Below are 19,198 nucleotides of genomic sequence, written 5' to 3' on the forward strand. Positions count from 1 at the left end.
CCCTTAGGGGATATCTATCATACCCAAGTACACCATTGATATCCCCTAAGAGATCATCGTTCTCCCCATAATTTTAACCTCAAAGCAACAGGGGATGGTCATCATACCCAACTGCATCATGTATATCCCCAAGGGTATTGCTTTCCTCCCCATGGGTATAGAAGCGATACCCTTGGGGAGGAGAATAAAAAAGCAGGGTACGGCTTTGCTACCCTTGATTTTTGACAGAAAGGATAAGGAGACGAAAGCTGTATCCGGCTTCGATGGAATAAAATCCAGATTAACAGGCCGAAAAAGGCAGGAAAATAGAGATTAAATGTTGCTATGGGATGGGCAAGCGACTAACAGCCACACGGGTTTGCATACAAATACTAGTTCTTTTTGCGCACTAAAGTCAGTACAAAACCAACAAGCAATACAAAAGCGCTAATGATTACCGGCGTCCAATTGGCTTTACTCACGGCCACTTCAGCCCCTAAAACACTAAAAGTCTCTGAATCATTAAGAGCCTGTATTCCAAACACAACAAGACCAATGATTCCTAATATTAACAAAACTGATCCTACAATTTTCATCTTGATTCGATTTTATGTTCAAGCTTCTCTCACAACAAAATCATGCCACACTTAACGCGCCATAGTCTAAAACACAGGTAATCAACAAAACCAAGCCCGACTCCCTTTCAAACTTCAGCAACTAAAACCCGGAAGGCTCTTCGGCTAGTTGGTTCTAAACTTCCCCAACCTGAGGTCGTCACTCCTCACACAAACTCATCAATAAAAAGGCCTAAAACCAAGCCTTTCAGGAGATTTATTTTTTGGCTTTCAATTTGCAAAGGCGGTAAAAAGAACCAATTTGATTACTCATGGCAATTATAGGAACAATTATAAAAAAGGCCGTTGAACTTAGCTACGCGGTAAGCTCCAAGTCTGATTTTCATGCCAAACAGCTTCAGGTTTTGCACGAGCTGCTTGTTAAAGCTAAAGACACCCGTTTTGGACAGCACTACCGGCTAGGAGACCTGCTTTATGCCCAAAATCTGGCCGAAGCCTTTGCTTTCCGAATTCCTTATTTTGACTACCATCAAATGGAAGAAGCGTGGTTTCACCGCCTGCAGCAAGGAGAGGAAAATGTAAGCTGGCCGGGAAGGCCAGCCTACTTTGCGCTAAGTTCGGGCACCACCGGTGAAAGCAGCAAACGAATACCCGTTAGCGAAGACATGCTGAATGCCATCCGTTTGGCTGGGATTAAACAACTTGGGGCAACGGCCAACTTCAATTTGCCGGCTACTTTTTTTGAAAAGGAGGTGCTGATGCTTGGCAGCTCGACCCAACTCAATGAACGCAACGGTTACCTGGAAGGTGAAATTAGCGGAATAAGTGCCAGTAATATTCCTACCTGGTTTAAAGGATTTTACCGTCCCGGGGAAGAGATTTCAAGAATCAACGACTGGGATGAGCGGGTTCTTGAAATAGCCAAACGCGCCCGCGACTGGGATATTGGGGCATTAAGCGGCATCCCTTCCTGGCTGCAGCTCATGCTAAAAAGGGTGATTGATTACCACGGCGTCAATACCATTCACGACATTTGGCCCAACCTGCAAGTGTATACCACCGGAGGCGTGGCCTTCGAGCCCTACGAAAAAACATTCAACGCCTTGCTGGCCCACCCGATTACCATCATCGACACCTATTTTGCATCGGAAGGCTTCATCGCTTTTCAGGAACGTCCGGATACCCGCTCCATGAAACTGTTGGTAGACAATGGGATCTATTTTGAATTTGTACCGTTTACGCCGGAAAACATGACCGATGAAGGAACTCTGAAAGCCGATGCTCCTGCGCTGAACCTGACTGAAGTGGAAGAAGGAGTGGAATATGTATTGGTGATCAGTACCGTATCCGGTTTATGGCGCTACATGATTGGAGATACCATCGCGTTTACCAACGTTGACCGGGCAGAAATCCGGATCACGGGGCGAACCAAGTTTTTTATGAATGTCGTTGGCTCCCAACTTTCTGTCGATAAAATGAACCGGGCCATCCTGGAACTGGAAGACCTGTTCGACATTAAAATTCCGGAGTTTACCCTTTCGGCCATTCGAATTGATGGCCAGTTTCACCATGTTTGGTACCTGGCCTGCGATAGTCCGGTTGACCCGCAACACTTGGCCGAAGCGCTGGATAACAGGCTTAAGCAAGTCAATAAGAACTACCGGGTGGCCCGCTCCAAAGCGCTTAAAGGTGTGCAGGTGCATACCCTGCCCAAATCGTGCTTTCTGGATTGGAATGCTGACCAACAGAAAAAAGGGGGGCAGGTGAAAATGGAACGGGTGATGGATCAAAAACGCTTCAGGGAATGGGAAAATTTCGTCAAACAATGGACGTCCAAAAACAACTACAAATCAATAACTTAGAAATCAACCAAAAATAAAATCAATATTTCAGGTCATTTTTTCGGTCTAAAATGAAACAAACAAATTAAAATCACTTAAAAGAACAAGTCACATGAAAACAAATTTGATAAATGATTTGAGTGGAGAAAAGGTTAATTGAGTATTTAGTTGGTTTAGTTAGATCTGATAACAGGCAGGAGGAGTTTCCACCAGCCTGTTTTCATTTTTTATACCGGCTCCAATCGTCTCTGTCTGGCTAAGCGCTAGCCTCCGGAACGTTTCACCTTGTAGCCTTCTTTTTGAAGAATTTGCATAACCTGATCGCGAAAATCGCCTTGCACCATAATTTCTCCATCCTTGGTTGAACCGCCAACACCACATTTCGACTTCAGCAGTTTGCCCAAGGCTTTCAGATCATCTTCCTGTCCAACAAAACCCGTCACCAAGGTTACGGCCTTGCCTTTGCGGTTTTTCTTGTCCAGGCTCACCCGCAAATCCTGCTTGCCCGGTGCCAGTGTTTCCTGCTCCGAGTCCTCCTCCTTGCTATAGCCAAAATCAGGATTGGTTGAATAAACCACTCCCAAACGCTCTTTCCAATCTTTTGCCATAATCTTTTGCCTTTATTCCCTCAAAAATAACAAGAAAAAACGGATGACCGCCGACAGCCCTTCATTCTTTTTATTTTGATTTTTTGAACCTTTAGGAGCCGGCGCGGTTGCTGTAGTTAATAAAATAGAACGAAAAGGAATGGCACAGCTGATCGATGTAAAAGACAAAAAAGATATTTTGCCCCAATACCAAAATACCCCTATTGGTTTATTGTTGGAATACCAAAATTTAAACAAGACTTTTTGTTCGTATAAAAATCCACAAATGCTGATTGGCATGTGCATGGATAACCGGAAAAACCTGTGGGTTCCGGATAACTTTGCCTACATTATCCGCTCGGGGGGTGCTAACCTGTTTTACCATGAATTCCAGGTTTCGTATGCTATTGGCGTTGGAGGTGTTCGCCACATTGCCCTGATTGCGCACGACAACTGCGAGATGGTTCAGCTGGAAGATCGTAAAGATAAATTTATTGAAGGCATGGCGGCCAATGCCGGCTGGGAGAAAGATACGGCACAAATGCATTTTGAGAACCTCTCCCCCTTTTTTGAAATTGGAAATTCCATTGATTTCCTGGTGGCTGAAGCCCGGCGCCTGCGACGTCGTTACCCCAAGGTAACCGTTGCTCCATTATACTATAGCGCAAAGACCAGCAACTTATCGCAGATTGAAACAGAATAACCCCTGAATCATTGGTTTGATTCAAGGGTTATCATCTACCTATAACTTAAACAAAACTCTTGTAACAACTAGAAAGTCAGCGTCAAACCGGTCATGAAGTTAATTCCGGCTTGTGGATAATAGTACGCCCAGGTTTTTTCTACCCCCTGCTCATACCAATTGCCCCCATAACCATTGTTTGAGTATTCCGCATCCAGCAGGTTATTAACCTGAACAAATAAGTTGATTTTGCTGAAGAAAGATTCTTTCAAGGTCAAGTCTCCACGCAGGTTATTCACAAGGTACGCATCAATTTTACGGTCTTCGCTGGAAGTATTGTCAAAGTACTGTTTGCCCACATACTTTGTGATCAGGCTGAATTTAAGAATCCTGGCCGGTTCATAGGCCAAAATACTGCTTCCCATGGTTTCGGGAGAATAAGCAATATTGGTTGTTCCTAAATACTTGGCTCCTTCGCTTTCATTCCAGTCTTCATCATAGTAGGTCGCATACTCCACGTAGTCTTTGATTTTATTACTACTCAAGGTGAAGTTAAAATCCCAGTTCAGATTATGGAGAATTTTCACCCCGCCAACAAATTCAATTCCGGCGCGGTAACTTTTATCCACATTGGTCATAATGCTGTTTCCAACATTGTTTTTCTCACCCGTGGGAACCAACTGGTCGTGGTAATACATGTAGTACAAGTTGACACCAAAAGCGGCTTTGGTAGCGCTGAAGTTATACCCCAATTCATAGTCATACAAGGTTTCGGATTTTGGCAATACGATAATATCTTCTTTTATTGCTTCCTTAAAAATCGTCCGGGTGGGTTCGCGATGCCCAATACCAAAGGAAAAATAAGCCTCCTGGTTTTGAGCCAAATCATAGAACAAGCCCATTTTAGGGTTGAAGAAATCGTATTCATGCGTCTGATCCAAAGCAATCAGATCGTCGTCCTGCCCGCTCATCTCGTAATTGATTCTGCGATATTGCAAGTCTCCGTAAACATTAAGTTTCTTAGCCAGTTGATAGTTCAACTTTCCAAAAACGTTGAAGTCCGTTTTTTCGCCCACATTGAAATACCATTCGTGGTCTTTTTCAGTGGTTCCGGCATTGCGCATCCAAATAATCTGTCCAAAGTGATCGCCATCATACTTATTCCAGGCACCCCCCAAACTGGCATCCAGTTTATTCCGGTTATAATTCAACGAAAAAGTGGCTCCATAAAAGTCATTGTCCAACCACTTCCGGCGAATCAAATCCGTTTCCTCCAGGGTCTCTCCACCTATCGTTACATTCTCCAAACCATAGTCGGCATAAGCCTCATCTTCCTTGTACTGTTCGTAGTAGCCCTCTCCTGCCGTATAGTGCAAGCCCACATTCAGGTTGGTAAACGCGCTTAACTGGGTGGAATAAAATACCTGGTAGTGATCCTGGAAATAGTTATCCGTCTGATCTTCGTAGTATTGTTTATTCCCAAATTCGTCGGTATACTCTCCTGCCGGATTATATTTCCGGTCTTCTTCCGGATTTGGATTTCCCCACCAGCTAATTCCGGTACGCTGATCTCCGCTAATAATGTTTGCCTTGATAAGGCTCTTTTCGGTATAGTAAGCCGCACTGATGAAGTAAGACTCATGATCCACAAACGTATGGTCTACATAACCATCTGAATTGAGTTTGGAATAGCGCGCATCAACTGTAAACTTACCATCAATAAGTCCAGTTCCTGCTTTTATGCTGTTTTTGTTGGTTCCAAATGAACCGACCAAACTCTGAGCTTCCGCATATGGATCTCCATTAAACGTTTCGGTTTGGAAATTGATAGTGGCCCCAAAAGCGGCAGCTCCGTTAGTGGAAGTTCCTAGCCCACGCTGAATTTGAACATTATCAACCGAGCTGGCAAAGTCGGGCATGTTCACCCAAAAAGCTCCCTGCGATTCGGAATCATTCAGCGGAACTCCATTGATTGTAACATTGATTCGGGTAGGATCCGTTCCTCGAATCCGAAGAGCAGAATAGCCAATGCCGGTTCCGGCTTCCGACGAAGTAATAACCGATGGTGACAATCCTAGCAGGTAAGGAATATCTTGTCCCGCTGCCTGGGCTTCAATATCCTCACGGCTTAAATCGGAAACCGCAACCGGTGTTTTAGCTCCGGCCCGGGTTGCCGAAACAATCACCTCTTCAGCAAGAATATCCAACGGAACCAAAACGACATCCCGAACAACATTCTTAGTCACTTTCAAATTGACACTCTGGGCTTCGTAGCCCATGTAAGAAATCCGAAGCGTGTAATTTCCGGCTTTCACATTTTCAAACTTATAAGCTCCATCAACATCAGCCGATGTTCCTTTGTAAGTTCCGGACAGCACCAAATTAGCGCCAACCAGTTTCTCTCCCGATTCATTCATCACTTTTCCGGAAACCGAAAACTGTGCGAATGAATACACAAACAAACACTGCAAAAGCAGCATTAATCCTAAACGTTTCATTTTGTGATAATTTTGGTTAAATAATAACCAATGAGGTAGGAATAGATTTCCTTTCGCCCTCCCTACGCCGGTACTAACCGGATCAGGTTCATTGGGTATGATCTCAGTCCGTAAAATTTTGGACACCCCATTGCGTAAATGTTGCCGCAAAGGTAGGAAGAAAAAACAAACTCTTCATTCTAAATAGTCCAACCAGCTTCCCTAAAACCTGAAAATAATTCAGAGCCAACCGCTTAAAAGATGAAAATTTGACTTCAAAAACGACATTTTGACAACACAAATTATCATAACTACAGACTTCTGCGCTTAATAACAAACTGGAATGCGCTTTGCTGGAGACTAAGTGTAGACGCTGAAGTTAAACAAAAATAAAGGAGGATTTAGTTATGTTACCATTAATCAGAAACAAGCAAAGTGTTCCAAGTTTATTGGACGATTTCTTTGGAAGAAATATTTGGAATGATGTTTTTGATAGAACCGAGTGGAACTCAAATCCAGCCGTAAATGTTTATGAGAAAAAGAATGACTTCGAAATTGAAGTTGCAGCACCAGGACTGGATAAAAAAGATTTCCACATTGATCTGAAAGACAATATTCTGACCGTTTCTTCTGAGAAACAAGAGACCAAGGAAGAGAAGGATGGCGAAAAAGTGGTTTTTAACGAATTTAACTATTCTTCATTCAGCCGGTCATTCCGGCTTCCGGAAGGTGTGGATGCCAACAAAATCAAGGCAACACACAAAAACGGAGTACTGAAAATCACACTTCCCAAACGGGAAGAACTGAAAAAACAAGTATCTCGCATGATTGAAATTTCATGATCCCAAAAGGTTTAGTTTAGTTAGTAATTCTGAAGCCTCGCCAAACGGCGGGGCTTTTTTTTATTGCAACTGATTGGAAAGAATCTCGAAATTGCTGTTACGGCATACCGCCCGCAAGGTTTTTAATTCTGACTTACTACGCACCCCAATAATCCCGTAAACCGGTTTTCCTGGCATTAAAATCTGGTTCGCCAGTTGAAAATTCATTAACTCATCTTTTAATGTTGAGTTTTCTTTAATCCGAAAATCATCAACTTGCTCCGCAAAAGACATGGTGATTGACTCATGCTCAACCCCATCGTCATACTCATTATCAGCCGCACGTTCATAAATTGCCTGCTCGATTAAGGCGATGGGGAAAAACAAAACCATCAATGGAGAAAAGCGCTGCCTGACTTTTTTGGCAAGCCACTCATTGTGCACTAGCTCCACCTGTTCATCACCATTAAAAAAGGAAAGTTGCGTTCCATGGATTGGGTGCTTGCTGTTGTTGATTAAACGAATGCTGACAACATGAATGTTTTTTCGTTTTGCCCACCGTGCTCCTTGCTTATTGTTGGTTTTTTCAAGAATATTATCAACATAACTAAAACTCAACTGGTCATCCATCTGCCCCACAGGATACGACCAATCCTGAACACGTGTAAGCGTCCGATGCTTTACAGCGCAAGAGCAACAAACGACAACGAGTAGTATGATCAACAACTTTCTTATTAACATGAAACTTTGGATAAAAGTGCATTCGAAGTTAACAAAAATAAAAAAGTAAGTTTACTTCCAAATTATTTAAACAGGCTTGCACTTAAACGACCACCAACAATTTCGGCAACTACTACAGAAAATTGGATTCCGATAGTTGTTTACAACCACTTGTTGCGTTTAAACAACCAAAACTGAAACCCCACCACCACCAAAAGAATCACTATAAATCCCAGGAAAGCCACAGGGCTTTCCGCTTTGGGAATACCTGCCAGGTTCACGCCAAGCAAACCCGTAAAAAAACCGAGAGGAAGGAAAAAAGCAGCCACAATGGAAAGCACATACATGCGTTTGTTCATCTGCTCATTTTGCCGATTATAAAGCGTTTCCTGACTCACCGTCCCCATCTCGCGCGCGGCATCCAGCATTTCCAGAAAACGGATAAGCTGATCGGTAATCTCCCGGAAACGATGTTGTTGCTTAACGGTCAACCAACTTGTTTTTTCCAACTGAAGCCGTAACAACGCCTCACGCTGGGGGACCAAAAAACGTTTCAACTGAATAATCTGGCGTCGCACATTATGAATCTCATTGTGATAATCATGCTCTTCATCATCCAATACCAACTCCTCAATTTCAGCTGAACGATCTTCGATATCTTCCATCACATCACTCATGCGGAAGATTAGGCGCTCGCACAGAAAAACCAAGAAATGGCCTGTTGATTTGGGAGGATTTCCAGCTTCAACCTGTTGTATGACATCATTTACCGATATCATACTCCGCCGTTGACAACTGATAATCCGATTCCTGGTAATTACCATGCGGATAGCCACCATATCTTCCGGATCAGCCCCTTCAGCCAGGTTCACCCCACGCAAAATTACCAACAAATCATCACCGGATACCGAAATCCGCGGGCGTGTTTCTTCTTTCAGCAAGGCATCGATAAACAATTCATCAATGCCTTTAAGCGAGCGAAGTATTTGGGGCGTATTCGGGCTGTTTAAATCGAATTGCAGCCACTGGTAAGTCTGTTCCGGAACAGGCTGATCAAGCTGATTTTCGGAGACATGCTCAAGCTTTTTTGCCGCAGGAAAAATATTAAATCCGTGAAGTAATGCCATGATGAAATCCTATTAATTTCAATCAAGATACAAAGGATTTGCGATTAAGCATAAAGTTGATGAAAGGATTTTAGCGACTCATCTCGCGAAAGGTTTTCCGCCCTTGCAGGTAAAATTTCCAAATGATGCTTTTGCAAAGCACTTCATCATGCCACTGAGGGGTGGCTGCCTTCCTCAGCGCTTTGCGTTTTGCGCGAAGCTGCTTGTGTGATCGGTAAAAAGCATAATGCGCCTTCAGCACGCTCACGAAGCCACCTCCGTTTCCTTCAGACAAAAGCTTAAAAGCCGCTACGCCATCCAGAATCATGCGGACCACCAACACTTTGTAGAATTTGCGTCGGGGCAGGTTTTTATACAGCAACCACAGACTGTTTCGAAAATTCAGGAATAACTTTTTCGGGTTATCGTAAGCCAACGTTCCACCCCCCAGGTGATACACCCGGCTGTACGGAGTAAACTGAATTTTATAACCTCTGTTTTTCAGGCGCCAGCATAAGTCAATTTCTTCCATGTGCGCCCAGAAGTCAGCATCGAATCCTCCCGCCTCGTGAAAATAACGGGCATTGACGGCCATACAGGCACCGGTAGCCCAGAAGATATCAGTCACTTGATCAAACTGGCCTTCATCCTTTTCCAACACATTCAGAACTCGCCCGCGACAAAACGGATAGCCCAGTTTATCGATGAAACCACCGGCAGCTCCAGCGTATTCAAATTCATCTTTGCGTTTCCAGCTCAGCACTTTGGGCTGCACCGCAGCAACTGTCGGATCGCTTTCCATCCGATCGATCAAGGGTTTTACCCACCCGGCTGTAACTTCTACATCTGAGTTCAGCAAAATGTAATAGTCGGCCTCAATTTGCTGAAGAGCCACATTGTACCCTTTGGCAAAGCCATAATTTTCCTCCAATCGCAAAAGCTCAACCTGAGGATAATTTTCCTGAAGGAAACTTAACGAATCATCATCGGAATGGTTATCAGCAACAACGACGCTGACACCTTCATCATGGCTATACTGAATAACAGAGGGGAGGTATTGATCGAGAAGTTTCCGACCATTCCAGTTGAGAATAACAATGGCAACACGCGGTGAATTCATGCCGCAAATATAGTCAGGAAATCAGAATCCGGGAAAGGATACTAATCAGGTTTTCTTTTTCAAGCCGATTGAGCATTTCCTGTACCTTGGCCAGTTTGTTTTTTTTGCCCGACTCGATGATGGCTTTTATCTCTTTAAACTGTTTGCCTGTTAGCTCTTCTTCCATCAATTCCCAGGCTTTTTCGACCGATGATTCAGGTTGCGGCAAGCCCAGGCTTTCCAATTCCATAATGGCTGCTTCCAAAATCTCATCGGCCTGCATTTTTACCGGATCATCCGTCTTTTCATTCCCGGTAGCGTCGCGTAAAGTCCAACTGGAATAATCATACTTCAGGGCGCCAATCATTTTTACAATGTTGTGGTCGGCACCAAATATGCGTTGCAAAAAAAGCATGGTCTGGTTCTTCCAGGCTTCCAGATCAAAACTCTTTTCCATCAGCTTTTCTTTTTGCTGTCTCAGTAAGGCGATTTCTTTTTCAGCCATCATTGCTTTTTTCTGCAATTTACTCTATTGCCCGACTATGTACAACACCTTGTGTTGAAAAACTATCCCAAAAATTCATTGACCTTCTGAAAAAAGGCCGGAAAGTAATTTTTGTTTGAAGCCACAATTTCTTTTCCAAACAGGAAGTCATCTCCCCCCTTAAAATCGCAAACCTTACCGCCGGCTTCTTTCAGGATAATGATTCCCGCAGCCACATCCCAGGCATGTAAAGCATGCTCAAAAAAGCCATCAAAGCGGCCGCAAGCCACATAAGCCAAATCCACAGCAGCTGAGCCCATGCGGCGCATTCCACGGGTTTCAATCATAAAAAACTCCAGCAACTTCAGGTAATTGCCCAGCATGTCGAAGTTATAATACGGAAAACCCGTTGCCAGCAAGGTATCTTCGTGCTTTTCGGTTTTCGACACCGAAATGGCCTGCCCGTTAAGCCAGGCGCCACCACCTTTCCAGGCCGAGAAAAGCTCATCCTGCCCAATCTCATAAACCACGCCTGCCACGGGCTCCTCACCGTCAATCAGGGCAATAGACACCGAATGAGGAAAAATTCCATGAATAAAGTTGGTTGTTCCATCCAACGGATCGATCACCCATTTCAACTGCTCGCCCGAGGCCGATGCTGTGCCTTCTTCGGTAATAAAACCAGCTTCGGGGAGCAATTTCCGAAGCGCACTCACAATCATTTCCTCGGCATTCTTATCCACATAGGTTACCAGGCTGGCCTTGCCTTTCAATTCAATGTCGTCGTTGGTTATTTTAAGTCGTTCCTGACGAATGAATTGCCCAACTTCCTGGGCCAATATTTCAATAGACTGGCAAATTGTCTTTAATTCCATCTCTTTGTTTTTAGTTTGAAATTGGGCTAAATCAGTTCAATTTCAAAATTCCCCCCGTCATTTATTTCTGAAAGCTTCACCTCCCGAACCTGATTAACCAAACGGGAATCGAAAGGGGTTTCGACCCGAATGTAATTGTCGGTAAAACCGTGCAACAGCTCTCCGGTGGTTTCATTTTCGAAAAGAACCGAACGCGTTTGCCCTTCATTTTTTTCATAAAAAGCCCGCAATTTCTTTTCCGACAGCTTAATTAAACGTCGGGTCCTTTCCTTACGCTCATCCACCGGAACAACAGGCTTTAACTCCAAGGCTTTGGTTCCCGGCCGTTCCGAATAAGGGAACGCGTGCAATTGCGTAACATCCAAATCAATCAAAAAGTTATAGCCATCTTGAAAAAGTGCTTCGGTCTCGCCATTCGACCCGGCAATAACATCGACACCAATAAACGCATCGGGCATTGCCGACCGGATTTTGGCTACCCGTTCAGCAAATAATTCGCGTTTGTAACGTCGTTTCATCAACTCCAACACCTCGTTGGATCCGGCTTGCAAGGGTAGGTGGAAGTGTGGGGCAATGCGTTTCGAGCCAGCCACAAAATCAATGATTTCATCGGTCAGCAAATTGGGTTCAACCGATGAAATCCGGAGCCTTTCCAGGCCATCCACTTCATCCAGCTTTTTCAACAAATCAATAAAGGTTTCATTCGTACTTTTTCCAAAGTCACCAATGTTTACCCCAGTCAGTATAATTTCCTTGATGCCATTGCCCACGGTTTCCCGTGCTTTTTCCACCGTGTTGACGATGGTGTCATTTCGGCTCCGCCCACGGGCAAAGGGAATGGTACAGTAGGTGCAAAAATAGTCGCAGCCATCCTGCACTTTCAGGAAGCTGCGTGTGCGATCGCCCCAGGAGGCGGCGTGATAATAATCGCGGTTTTTAGCCTGCGACTGAAGCAAACGAAAAGGCTGTTCACGTTTATTAAAATCATCAAAGAAATCCGTCATCCGGAACTTGGCATTGGTTCCCAGGATATAGTCCACCCCGGGAATTTCACCAATTACATCAGCCTGCAACTGTGCATAACAACCCGTTACAACCACCAAAGCCTCCGGATTGCGCCGAATGGCCTGACGAATCATATTCCGGCTCTTTTTATCGCTTTCGGCAGTTACCGAACAAGAATTGATCACATACACATCTGCCTTCTCCTTAAACCCTACCCGATCAAAACCTTTCACTTCAAAATGACGTGCGATGGTTGACGTTTCTGAAAAATTGAGCTTGCAGCCCAAGGTAAAAAACGCTGCTTTTTTGCCTGAAAACTCCATGAAATCCCTTTCGTTTAAATAATCGGGCAAAAGTATAAAAATCCGGCGAAATAGCGTGATTTACAATAAATCGCTAGCCAACTCAGCTAAATAACTTCGCTCTCCTTTAACCAGGTTGACATGTGAAAACAATTCCTGCTCCCTCATTTTATCGGTCATGTATGCCAATCCGTTTGATTTCATATCCAGGTAAGGCGAATCAATTTGCTGCATATCGCCGGTAAAGACCATCTTGGTTCCTTCTCCGGCACGTGTAATAATGGTTTTGATTTCGTGCGGTGTCAGGTTCTGAGCTTCATCCACAATAAAAAAAGCGTTGGATAAACTCCGTCCCCGGATATAAGCCAGGGGCGTAATCAGCAAGCGTTCTTCCTTCAGTAGCTCTTCAATTTTCTGATACTCCTGGCTACGCGGGTTAAACGCATGCTTAATGACGGATAAATTATCGAAAAGCGGCTGCATATATGGACTGATCTTTTCAGAAGCATCTCCCGGCAAAAACCCCAGGTCGCGGTTGCTCAAGGCCACAATGGGGCGAGCCAGCAAAATCTGTTCATACTGTTTGTTTTGTTCCAAGGCGGCAGCCAGTGCCAGCAGGGTTTTCCCCGTACCGGCCTTTCCGGTTAACGAAACAAGTTTAACGTCCGGATCCAGCAGCGAGTTGATGCTGAAGGTTTGCTCGGCATTGCGTGGTTTAATGCCATAAGCCACGCGCTTCTCCACGCGCACAAGCCGCTGTGAGTTGCGGTTATAGCGAGCCAGCACACTTGAACTATTTCCTTTCAGAATGAAGTATTCATTGGCCATCGGTTCTTTGTCAACCTCCGACTCGGCATAAGGAAGCGTCCCTTCATTGTACAAACGGTCAATCAACTGATCCTTGTAGTTATCCACTTCACTAATGCTTTTTTCAAACACCTGAGGATCTTTAATCTTATCGTTTTGATAATCTTCAGCCAGAATACCCAACGATTTGGCCTTCATCCGCAAGTTGATATCTTTGGAAACAAGGATGGTTTGGCGGTTGGGATTTTCGTGTTTCACATATTCGGCCACCGCCAAAATCCGATGATCAGGAATATCTTCTTTGAACGATTGCTTCATGGCTTCGGTGAAAGGCTTGCCGGTTGCAATAATCAGTTTTCCAAGCCCTTCGCCCAACTGAATTCCGCCATTAAACAACTTTTCTCCTACAACGCCATCCAAAATTCGCACAAATTCCCGTGCCTGAAAGTTGATCGGATCATTTCCTCGCTTAAATTTGTCGAGTTCTTCCAGCACCGTTAACGGAAGAATGATATCATTATCTTTGAACTGGTAAATGCACGTGTGGTCGTGCAAAATGACATTTGTATCGAGTACAAATACTTTGGTGTCGATCTGCTTTTTTGCTGCCATAGTTCCAAGTTTTGCTTTTGCTAAATTTAACGAAAAAAAGCTGACATGCACTTATCGAAGGACTCAAAACAAAGCAAATCTTATCAACACCTTAAACTCATTTTTCGGTAAATACATGATTAGCAATGACAAGTTATAAACACACCCTCGATTTTTTATATACGCGCTTACCCATGTACCAGCGAACAGGGCCGGCAGCCTACAAAAACACTCTGGACAATACGCTGGCTTTAGACCAATTTTTTGGCCATCCTCACAAGGAGTTTAAAACAATCCATGTGGGCGGCACCAATGGGAAAGGGTCAAGCTCCCACTTGCTGGCTTCGGTTTTGCAGGAAGCCGGCTATCAAGTTGGTCTTTACACCTCGCCCCACTTAATTGATTTCCGGGAACGAATTAAAATTAATGGCGAAATGATTCCGGAAGAGCAAGTGGTCGCATTTGTCGATCAATTCCGCCAATCAAAAGAACTTCAGCAACTAGAGCCTTCCTTTTTTGAGATTACGGTGGCCATGGCTTTTGATTATTTCAGAAACCAGCAGGTTGACCTTGCAATTGTAGAAGTTGGCTTGGGCGGACGACTGGATTCAACCAACATTGTTAATCCTGAACTGGCACTTATTACCAACATAAGCCTCGACCATACCACCTTGCTGGGCAATACCATTGAGCAGATTGCAGCTGAAAAAGCAGGCATTATAAAACCCCATGTACCTGTGGTCATTTCTGAAAGCAACGATGCCTACAATTTCGTATTTGAGGCAGTCGCCCACGATAAGCACAGCCCCATCTCCTTTGCCGATCAGGAATTTCAAGCAGGCTATTCGATGCTCTTGCCAGAAGGAAAACAACTTTTCAATTTTCAGCAAAACGGAGAACTTGTTTTCCCGAATCTGAAAATGGACTTACTTGGCAACTACCAACAAAAAAATGCCTCCGGGGTTTTGAAAGCACTTGAGCTGTTAACCCAACAGGGCTGGGAAATTCCCCGGTCAGCAATTTATGAGGGATTTTCCAATGCATCGAGCAATACCGGACTTCGGGGCCGCTGGGAAGTCGTTGGAAACAATCCGTTGATGGTTTGTGATACGGCGCACAACGAAGCCGGACTAAAAGCGGTGGTTGCACAAATGCATGCGACTCCATGGAAGCAACTACATATTGTATTAGGCATGGTCAACGACAAAAATTTGGACTTGGCATTGGCGATTCTGCCTAAACAAGCCAACTATTATTTCACCCAGGCCAGTATCCCCAGAGCGCTTCCTGCAGCTGACCTGGCCAACCAAGCAGCTTCACTTGGACTGCAAGGAGAAGTCGTTCCATCTGTTTCAGAAGCAGTTGCAAAAGCCCAAGCACAGGCCGAAGCCGAAGATCTGATCTACATTGGCGGAAGTACCTTTGTGGTGGCTGATTATTTTTCTTAATTTTTTCCATTTTTCTTTTGCTCGCCTGAAAAAAGGATTTATATTTGCATCGCCTTTCTGAAAAGGAGGTGAGTTCAGAAAACATTCGGGCGGTTAGCTCAGTTGGTTCAGAGCATCTGGTTTACACCCAGAGGGTCGGGGGTTCGAATCCCTCACCGCCCACAAAAAAGAGAAATATCCAAGTGGTATTTCTCTTTTTTATGCCTCAAATAATCCTGAAGAATACAGAAAACACAGGCGACTCCGAGTCTCTGACATTTTTTTTCGATTATTTTCAAAGTTATTTTGGTATCGCAAAAAAAGACTCTATATTTGCAACGCCTTTCTGAAAAAGAGGTGAGTTCAGAAAACATTCGGGCGGTTAGCTCAGTTGGTTCAGAGCATCTGGTTTACACCCAGAGGGTCGGGGGTTCGAATCCCTCACCGCCCACAAAAAGAGAAATATCCAAGTGGTATTTCTCTTTTTTTATGCTCTAAAAATACAACCAAAAACAATTTCGGATCAAAAACACAAATAACAAAGGAGAAATATCTTTTCGACATTCCTCCTTTTACACACAAGCAATACAGGCCTTTACCTGCAAGCTAAGCTGATAGACTTAAGACTAGCTTAGCCAATACGATTCATTCCTTTTTGAATTGCAAACTCTTCCTTGCCACCCTGCCAGCTTAATTTTAGTTTTAGCTCCATGTTCGATTCAATCTCAATTTTCGGGCGTTGTTGTTTCGAGCTTCGTTCAAAGCAAGTTAAAGACAGCATTCCTTCAGGACCTATTGGGAAACGAGCAATACCATGCTTCTCTGTTAAGTTCACATCCCAGTGGATGGTCTTTTCAGGAAAGTTTCCCTGGATTCCAAACACACCTTCAATCAATACTGCTATTGGAGGCAGGCCAGTCCATCCAACAAAGTCAGGGCGAGCTAACAAACCGGGGTTAGCACTCTCAGGCGCATAATACTCCCAAAATGTCCCGGTCTTTTTAAACACTTCCAGAATATGCTGATGATGCCTAAAGGCAATGTCGAACGCTTTGTCGCGATAGCCATTTTTTTGAAGTCCTTTAATCACCATGAAATTTGTTGGCGCCCAAATTCCACCTTGCCAGTAACGACCATCCTCTTGGTATTTCTCGTTATCCGCAGAAAGTGAAGGAACCGGAAACTTACGATTAAAGGTTGCGGGGTCGTCCAGATGCTCAACCAAGCGATCAAGTTGGTCTTTTTCCAACACATCGGCCAGCAAAGCCCAATAAGCACCAATCCCTTTCATCTGGCTCAGACTGCCATCACGAAAGCGATCGTACAAGAAGCCGGTTTTATCATCCCAAAGATGCTCACGAATGTAGGCCGACAGCACACCTATTTCATCTTCGATATCTTCAATTTCCTGCCAACGCTCCAGCACAAAACCAAACTTGAGCAAAATGCGATCAACCATCAACTGCTGCAGGCAGGCATCCAGCCACACCATGTGCCCATGGCTGTATATCATGTTGTACTCGCGCGGAACCCTTGGCTGGTTGTCCATTCCCGTTCCCCAACCACTAGTCCAATAGCTGCCGTCGCGCCAGGTACGGTTCAACCTTAACCAGCGACTATAGGCTGCTAAAGCTGGAAAAATCAGGTTCACCCGATCCCAATCGCCAAAATGGTTGTAATACTCCAACTCACTCCACGGAATGATATTCGGGCCGGTGCTCACTGGATCATATCGGTGAAAAGCATCATCGCCTGTTTCCATAATCTCACGGCAAATGAAACCATCCAAATGCTGCAGAGAGTAAAAATTATTCAAGGTTTGTTGAAATGGGAACAAGCGGCTTCCGTAGCGGGCAAACAAAGTAATGAAGGCCGAATCCCACATAAAGATATTGCCGTTGTATGCCGTATCGAGATAACTGGATACAAAGCCAGAACCAGGAAGTGGCTTCCGGGTGTGGCCAATTCCAATTTTCCAAGCCTTCCAATACATATCAATGGCCTCTTTGTTTCCATCCCAGAATGGCTCAGGCAAAACGTTTTTTGCTTCTGAAAAAGTTGGAGGATCAATCAACTGAGGGTCCATCCTTCGGAACTCGTTTTCAGCAACAAAAGAGTTTTTAACGTAGGTATTTTTGTAGGGTAGTTTATAAGGAGACTTCCGTTCAGCACTATCGCTTCCGGCACTTGCCAGCGGAGAACAAACAACAGATGTACCGGCCAGCACTCCTGCTCTTAAAAAATTACGACGGTTTGTCTTCATTGGTTTTTATCGATTTAGGGTTCTTAAAAAAAGGTAGAAAATCAGGAAGGTGAAATCCTCCCTGATTGCGATTTAATGACAATTATTTCTTATAAAAAAGCATGTCGCCTGGGATAGGCGTTTCCCGAATACTTAAACCGGAAATTCCAACTTCCAGTTCCTGGCCCATGTACGATTCAAAATAAAGCACCTTTAACTCATGATAGCCGGCTTCCAGCGCAATTTGTCCATCTTTTCGGCGGGCACTGTGCGAACCATCATTATCAACGACCAACTGATTATCGATATATAAACGAGAACCATCATCGGAGTAGGTGTAAAAACGGTAAACTCCTTTTTTATCTATTTTCAGATAAGCTGTGTACTCCAATCCGAAATAATCATCTTGCTTGGCGGGCTCCAACGAAATAGAGCTTGCCACGCCACTTGCAACTGGCTTGGCCTTTTTCAGCTCTTCAGTTTGCTTAAATTCCCCTTCAAAATAACGATAAGCAGCGCCAGGCTTTACCCCTTTTACAGAAACTGCTGGAAAGTACTCTACCTTGCTATCGTCATAGGTTAATCCAGAAGGATAATTGAACTTAAATGACACCCCTTCATCCGTCCGAATCCAACTATCAAAACGGTAATCACCTTCTGCCAGCTGAATAATCCGGCTCCCTATAGGTAATTTGCCATAAGCATCAGCTCCGGTTCTTTGGCCAAAAGCCAGTGCGATCTCTTTATGAATACCGATGTAATTGTTATCATGATCATGCCCGGCAAAGACTCCCATAACATCCTTCATCTCGAACAACGAAGCAAACAAGCCCGAGTTTAGATCGGCTGAAGCAACACCTTCCTCACGCCTACCAACGGTACTTTCCTTGTCTTCGATAAACTTATACTCGATTAAAGGAATATGCAGGAAAGCCAGCGAAGGAAGCGGACTTCCAGCGTTTTGTGTAGTGAACTGCTGACTCTGGGTACGATACCAGCCAATCTGGTCAAAATGAACCCAATCGTAGTCACTCGCTTTGCGGTTGGTGGAATACGAATTTGAGTCGAAACAGTAGAGTACTGCCGCCGTTTGGTCACTTTCCGACGACTTAATTTCAAGTGCATAATTTCCACAACCTGTTAGCTCCGGCCCTTTGCTACCAACAAAGTAGGGCATCGTTTCCAGAAGCTCAAAAATCTCATCACGTGAAATTCCGGGTTCTGCATCATGATTGCCGAGCGTAACAGCCCAAGGTGTTTTTGTCTCAATAAATGGAGTTGCCACGGCCTGCCAACCTTCTTTTGCTGGAATATTGGTAACAATATCGCCGGTAAGAATTGCCAAATCAGGTTTCTCCGTTTTTAGCACCATTTCAATTGTTGTCCGCGTTTTTGAGCAATTTGCCGATCCATTGTCCCAATGAAGGTCTGTGAATTGTGCTATTTTGAATGACTTATCCTGATGAAATTTCAGTTGACCTTTTTCTTGTTGGCCAGTTGCAGTAACAACAAAAGCCAGCAAGCAGACCAAAGCTGCCATGGTTTTTATTCTGAATGTATTCATACCATTAGTTTTAA

Annotated in this window: 17 protein-coding genes, 2 tRNA genes and 1 riboswitch; of the genes, 7 read left to right on the top strand and 12 right to left on the bottom strand. The window is 44.3% G+C overall.

The features are described 5' to 3' along the window. The first annotated feature begins 94 nt into the window (after window positions 1-94). Window positions 95-316 carry a hypothetical protein gene (locus tag Q1A18_RS14980; protein WP_299582270.1) on the top strand — a complete coding sequence of 74 codons (222 nt, stop codon included), beginning with the start codon at window positions 95-97 and terminating at the stop codon, window positions 314-316. A 55-nt stretch (window positions 317-371) separates the two neighbouring features. On the opposite strand, the gene Q1A18_RS14985 is transcribed toward Q1A18_RS14980, so the two are convergent. Beyond that, entirely contained in the window at window positions 372-575 is a 204-nt protein-coding gene (locus tag Q1A18_RS14985) for a transglycosylase (protein ID WP_299582271.1), read from the bottom strand. 290 nt (window positions 576-865) lie between these two features. Between Q1A18_RS14985 and Q1A18_RS14990 the strand changes: the two genes are divergently transcribed. After that, entirely contained in the window at window positions 866-2,416 is a 1,551-nt protein-coding gene (locus tag Q1A18_RS14990) for a GH3 auxin-responsive promoter family protein (RefSeq protein ID WP_299582273.1), read from the top strand. A gap of 242 nt (window positions 2,417-2,658) precedes the next feature. Here Q1A18_RS14990 and Q1A18_RS14995 read toward each other — a convergent pair whose 3' ends face one another. Next, complete coding sequence (locus tag Q1A18_RS14995) at window positions 2,659-3,003, bottom strand: translation initiation factor (RefSeq protein WP_299582275.1); 345 nt, start codon at window positions 3,001-3,003, stop codon at window positions 2,659-2,661. Between the two features lie 139 nt (window positions 3,004-3,142). Here Q1A18_RS14995 and Q1A18_RS15000 point away from each other — a divergent pair, with 139 nt between their 5' ends. Then, window positions 3,143-3,685: a hypothetical protein gene (locus Q1A18_RS15000; RefSeq protein WP_299582277.1), complete on the top strand. Its 543-nt coding sequence runs from the start codon at window positions 3,143-3,145 to the stop codon at window positions 3,683-3,685. Window positions 3,686-3,753: 68 nt separating this feature from the next. On the opposite strand, the gene Q1A18_RS15005 is transcribed toward Q1A18_RS15000, so the two are convergent. Continuing rightward, entirely contained in the window at window positions 3,754-6,162 is a 2,409-nt protein-coding gene (locus tag Q1A18_RS15005; RefSeq protein ID WP_299582279.1) for a TonB-dependent receptor, read from the bottom strand. Window positions 6,163-6,204: 42 nt separating this feature from the next. Beyond that, window positions 6,205-6,302: riboswitch (TPP riboswitch) on the bottom strand. 246 nt (window positions 6,303-6,548) lie between these two features. Between Q1A18_RS15005 and Q1A18_RS15010 the strand changes: the two genes are divergently transcribed. Further along, window positions 6,549-6,983 carry an Hsp20/alpha crystallin family protein gene (locus Q1A18_RS15010; protein WP_299582281.1) on the top strand — a complete coding sequence of 145 codons (435 nt, stop codon included), beginning with the start codon at window positions 6,549-6,551 and terminating at the stop codon, window positions 6,981-6,983. Between the two features lie 60 nt (window positions 6,984-7,043). Here Q1A18_RS15010 and Q1A18_RS15015 read toward each other — a convergent pair whose 3' ends face one another. The 7 genes from Q1A18_RS15015 to Q1A18_RS15045 form a co-directional block, all read right to left on the bottom strand. Beyond that, window positions 7,044-7,685, bottom strand: coding sequence for a hypothetical protein (locus Q1A18_RS15015; RefSeq protein WP_299582283.1), 642 nt, complete (start codon window positions 7,683-7,685; stop codon window positions 7,044-7,046). 158 nt (window positions 7,686-7,843) lie between these two features. Next, entirely contained in the window at window positions 7,844-8,809 is a 966-nt protein-coding gene (locus Q1A18_RS15020) for a zinc transporter ZntB (RefSeq protein ID WP_299582285.1), read from the bottom strand. Window positions 8,810-8,879: 70 nt separating this feature from the next. Next, window positions 8,880-9,908, bottom strand: coding sequence for a glycosyltransferase family 2 protein (locus Q1A18_RS15025; RefSeq protein WP_299582287.1), 1,029 nt, complete (start codon window positions 9,906-9,908; stop codon window positions 8,880-8,882). A gap of 13 nt (window positions 9,909-9,921) precedes the next feature. After that, window positions 9,922-10,344, bottom strand: a complete 423-nt coding sequence (locus Q1A18_RS15030; RefSeq protein ID WP_299582289.1) for a hypothetical protein — start codon at window positions 10,342-10,344, stop codon at window positions 9,922-9,924. 110 nt (window positions 10,345-10,454) lie between these two features. Continuing rightward, window positions 10,455-11,246: an inositol monophosphatase family protein gene (locus tag Q1A18_RS15035; protein ID WP_299582291.1), complete on the bottom strand. Its 792-nt coding sequence runs from the start codon at window positions 11,244-11,246 to the stop codon at window positions 10,455-10,457. Window positions 11,247-11,272: 26 nt separating this feature from the next. After that, the gene (mtaB, locus tag Q1A18_RS15040) at window positions 11,273-12,574 is read right to left on the bottom strand and encodes a tRNA (N(6)-L-threonylcarbamoyladenosine(37)-C(2))-methylthiotransferase MtaB (RefSeq protein ID WP_299582293.1); all 1,302 of its coding nucleotides are present in this window, start codon (window positions 12,572-12,574) and stop codon (window positions 11,273-11,275) included. Between the two features lie 60 nt (window positions 12,575-12,634). Beyond that, entirely contained in the window at window positions 12,635-13,972 is a 1,338-nt protein-coding gene (locus tag Q1A18_RS15045) for a PhoH family protein (protein ID WP_299582295.1), read from the bottom strand. Window positions 13,973-14,097: 125 nt separating this feature from the next. Here Q1A18_RS15045 and Q1A18_RS15050 point away from each other — a divergent pair, with 125 nt between their 5' ends. The 3 genes from Q1A18_RS15050 to Q1A18_RS15060 all read left to right on the top strand — a co-directional run bounded on the left by Q1A18_RS15050 (window position 14,098) and on the right by Q1A18_RS15060 (window position 15,829). Next, window positions 14,098-15,399: a folylpolyglutamate synthase/dihydrofolate synthase family protein gene (locus Q1A18_RS15050; protein WP_299582297.1), complete on the top strand. Its 1,302-nt coding sequence runs from the start codon at window positions 14,098-14,100 to the stop codon at window positions 15,397-15,399. An 87-nt stretch (window positions 15,400-15,486) separates the two neighbouring features. After that, window positions 15,487-15,561: transfer RNA gene (locus tag Q1A18_RS15055), tRNA-Val, on the top strand. A gap of 193 nt (window positions 15,562-15,754) precedes the next feature. After that, window positions 15,755-15,829, top strand: a tRNA-Val gene (locus Q1A18_RS15060). A 180-nt stretch (window positions 15,830-16,009) separates the two neighbouring features. Here the strand turns inward: Q1A18_RS15060 and Q1A18_RS15065 are convergent. Both Q1A18_RS15065 and Q1A18_RS15070 read right to left on the bottom strand, forming a co-directional pair. Then, window positions 16,010-17,641, bottom strand: coding sequence for a trehalase family glycosidase (locus Q1A18_RS15065; protein WP_299582299.1), 1,632 nt, complete (start codon window positions 17,639-17,641; stop codon window positions 16,010-16,012). Window positions 17,642-17,723: 82 nt separating this feature from the next. Beyond that, window positions 17,724-19,184 carry a PA14 domain-containing protein gene (locus Q1A18_RS15070; protein ID WP_299582302.1) on the bottom strand — a complete coding sequence of 487 codons (1,461 nt, stop codon included), beginning with the start codon at window positions 19,182-19,184 and terminating at the stop codon, window positions 17,724-17,726. Between the last annotated feature and the right edge of the window lie 14 nt (window positions 19,185-19,198).

It is taken from the genome of uncultured Sunxiuqinia sp. (assembly GCF_947495665.1).
GTDB lineage: Bacteria > Bacteroidota > Bacteroidia > Bacteroidales > Prolixibacteraceae > Sunxiuqinia > Sunxiuqinia rutila.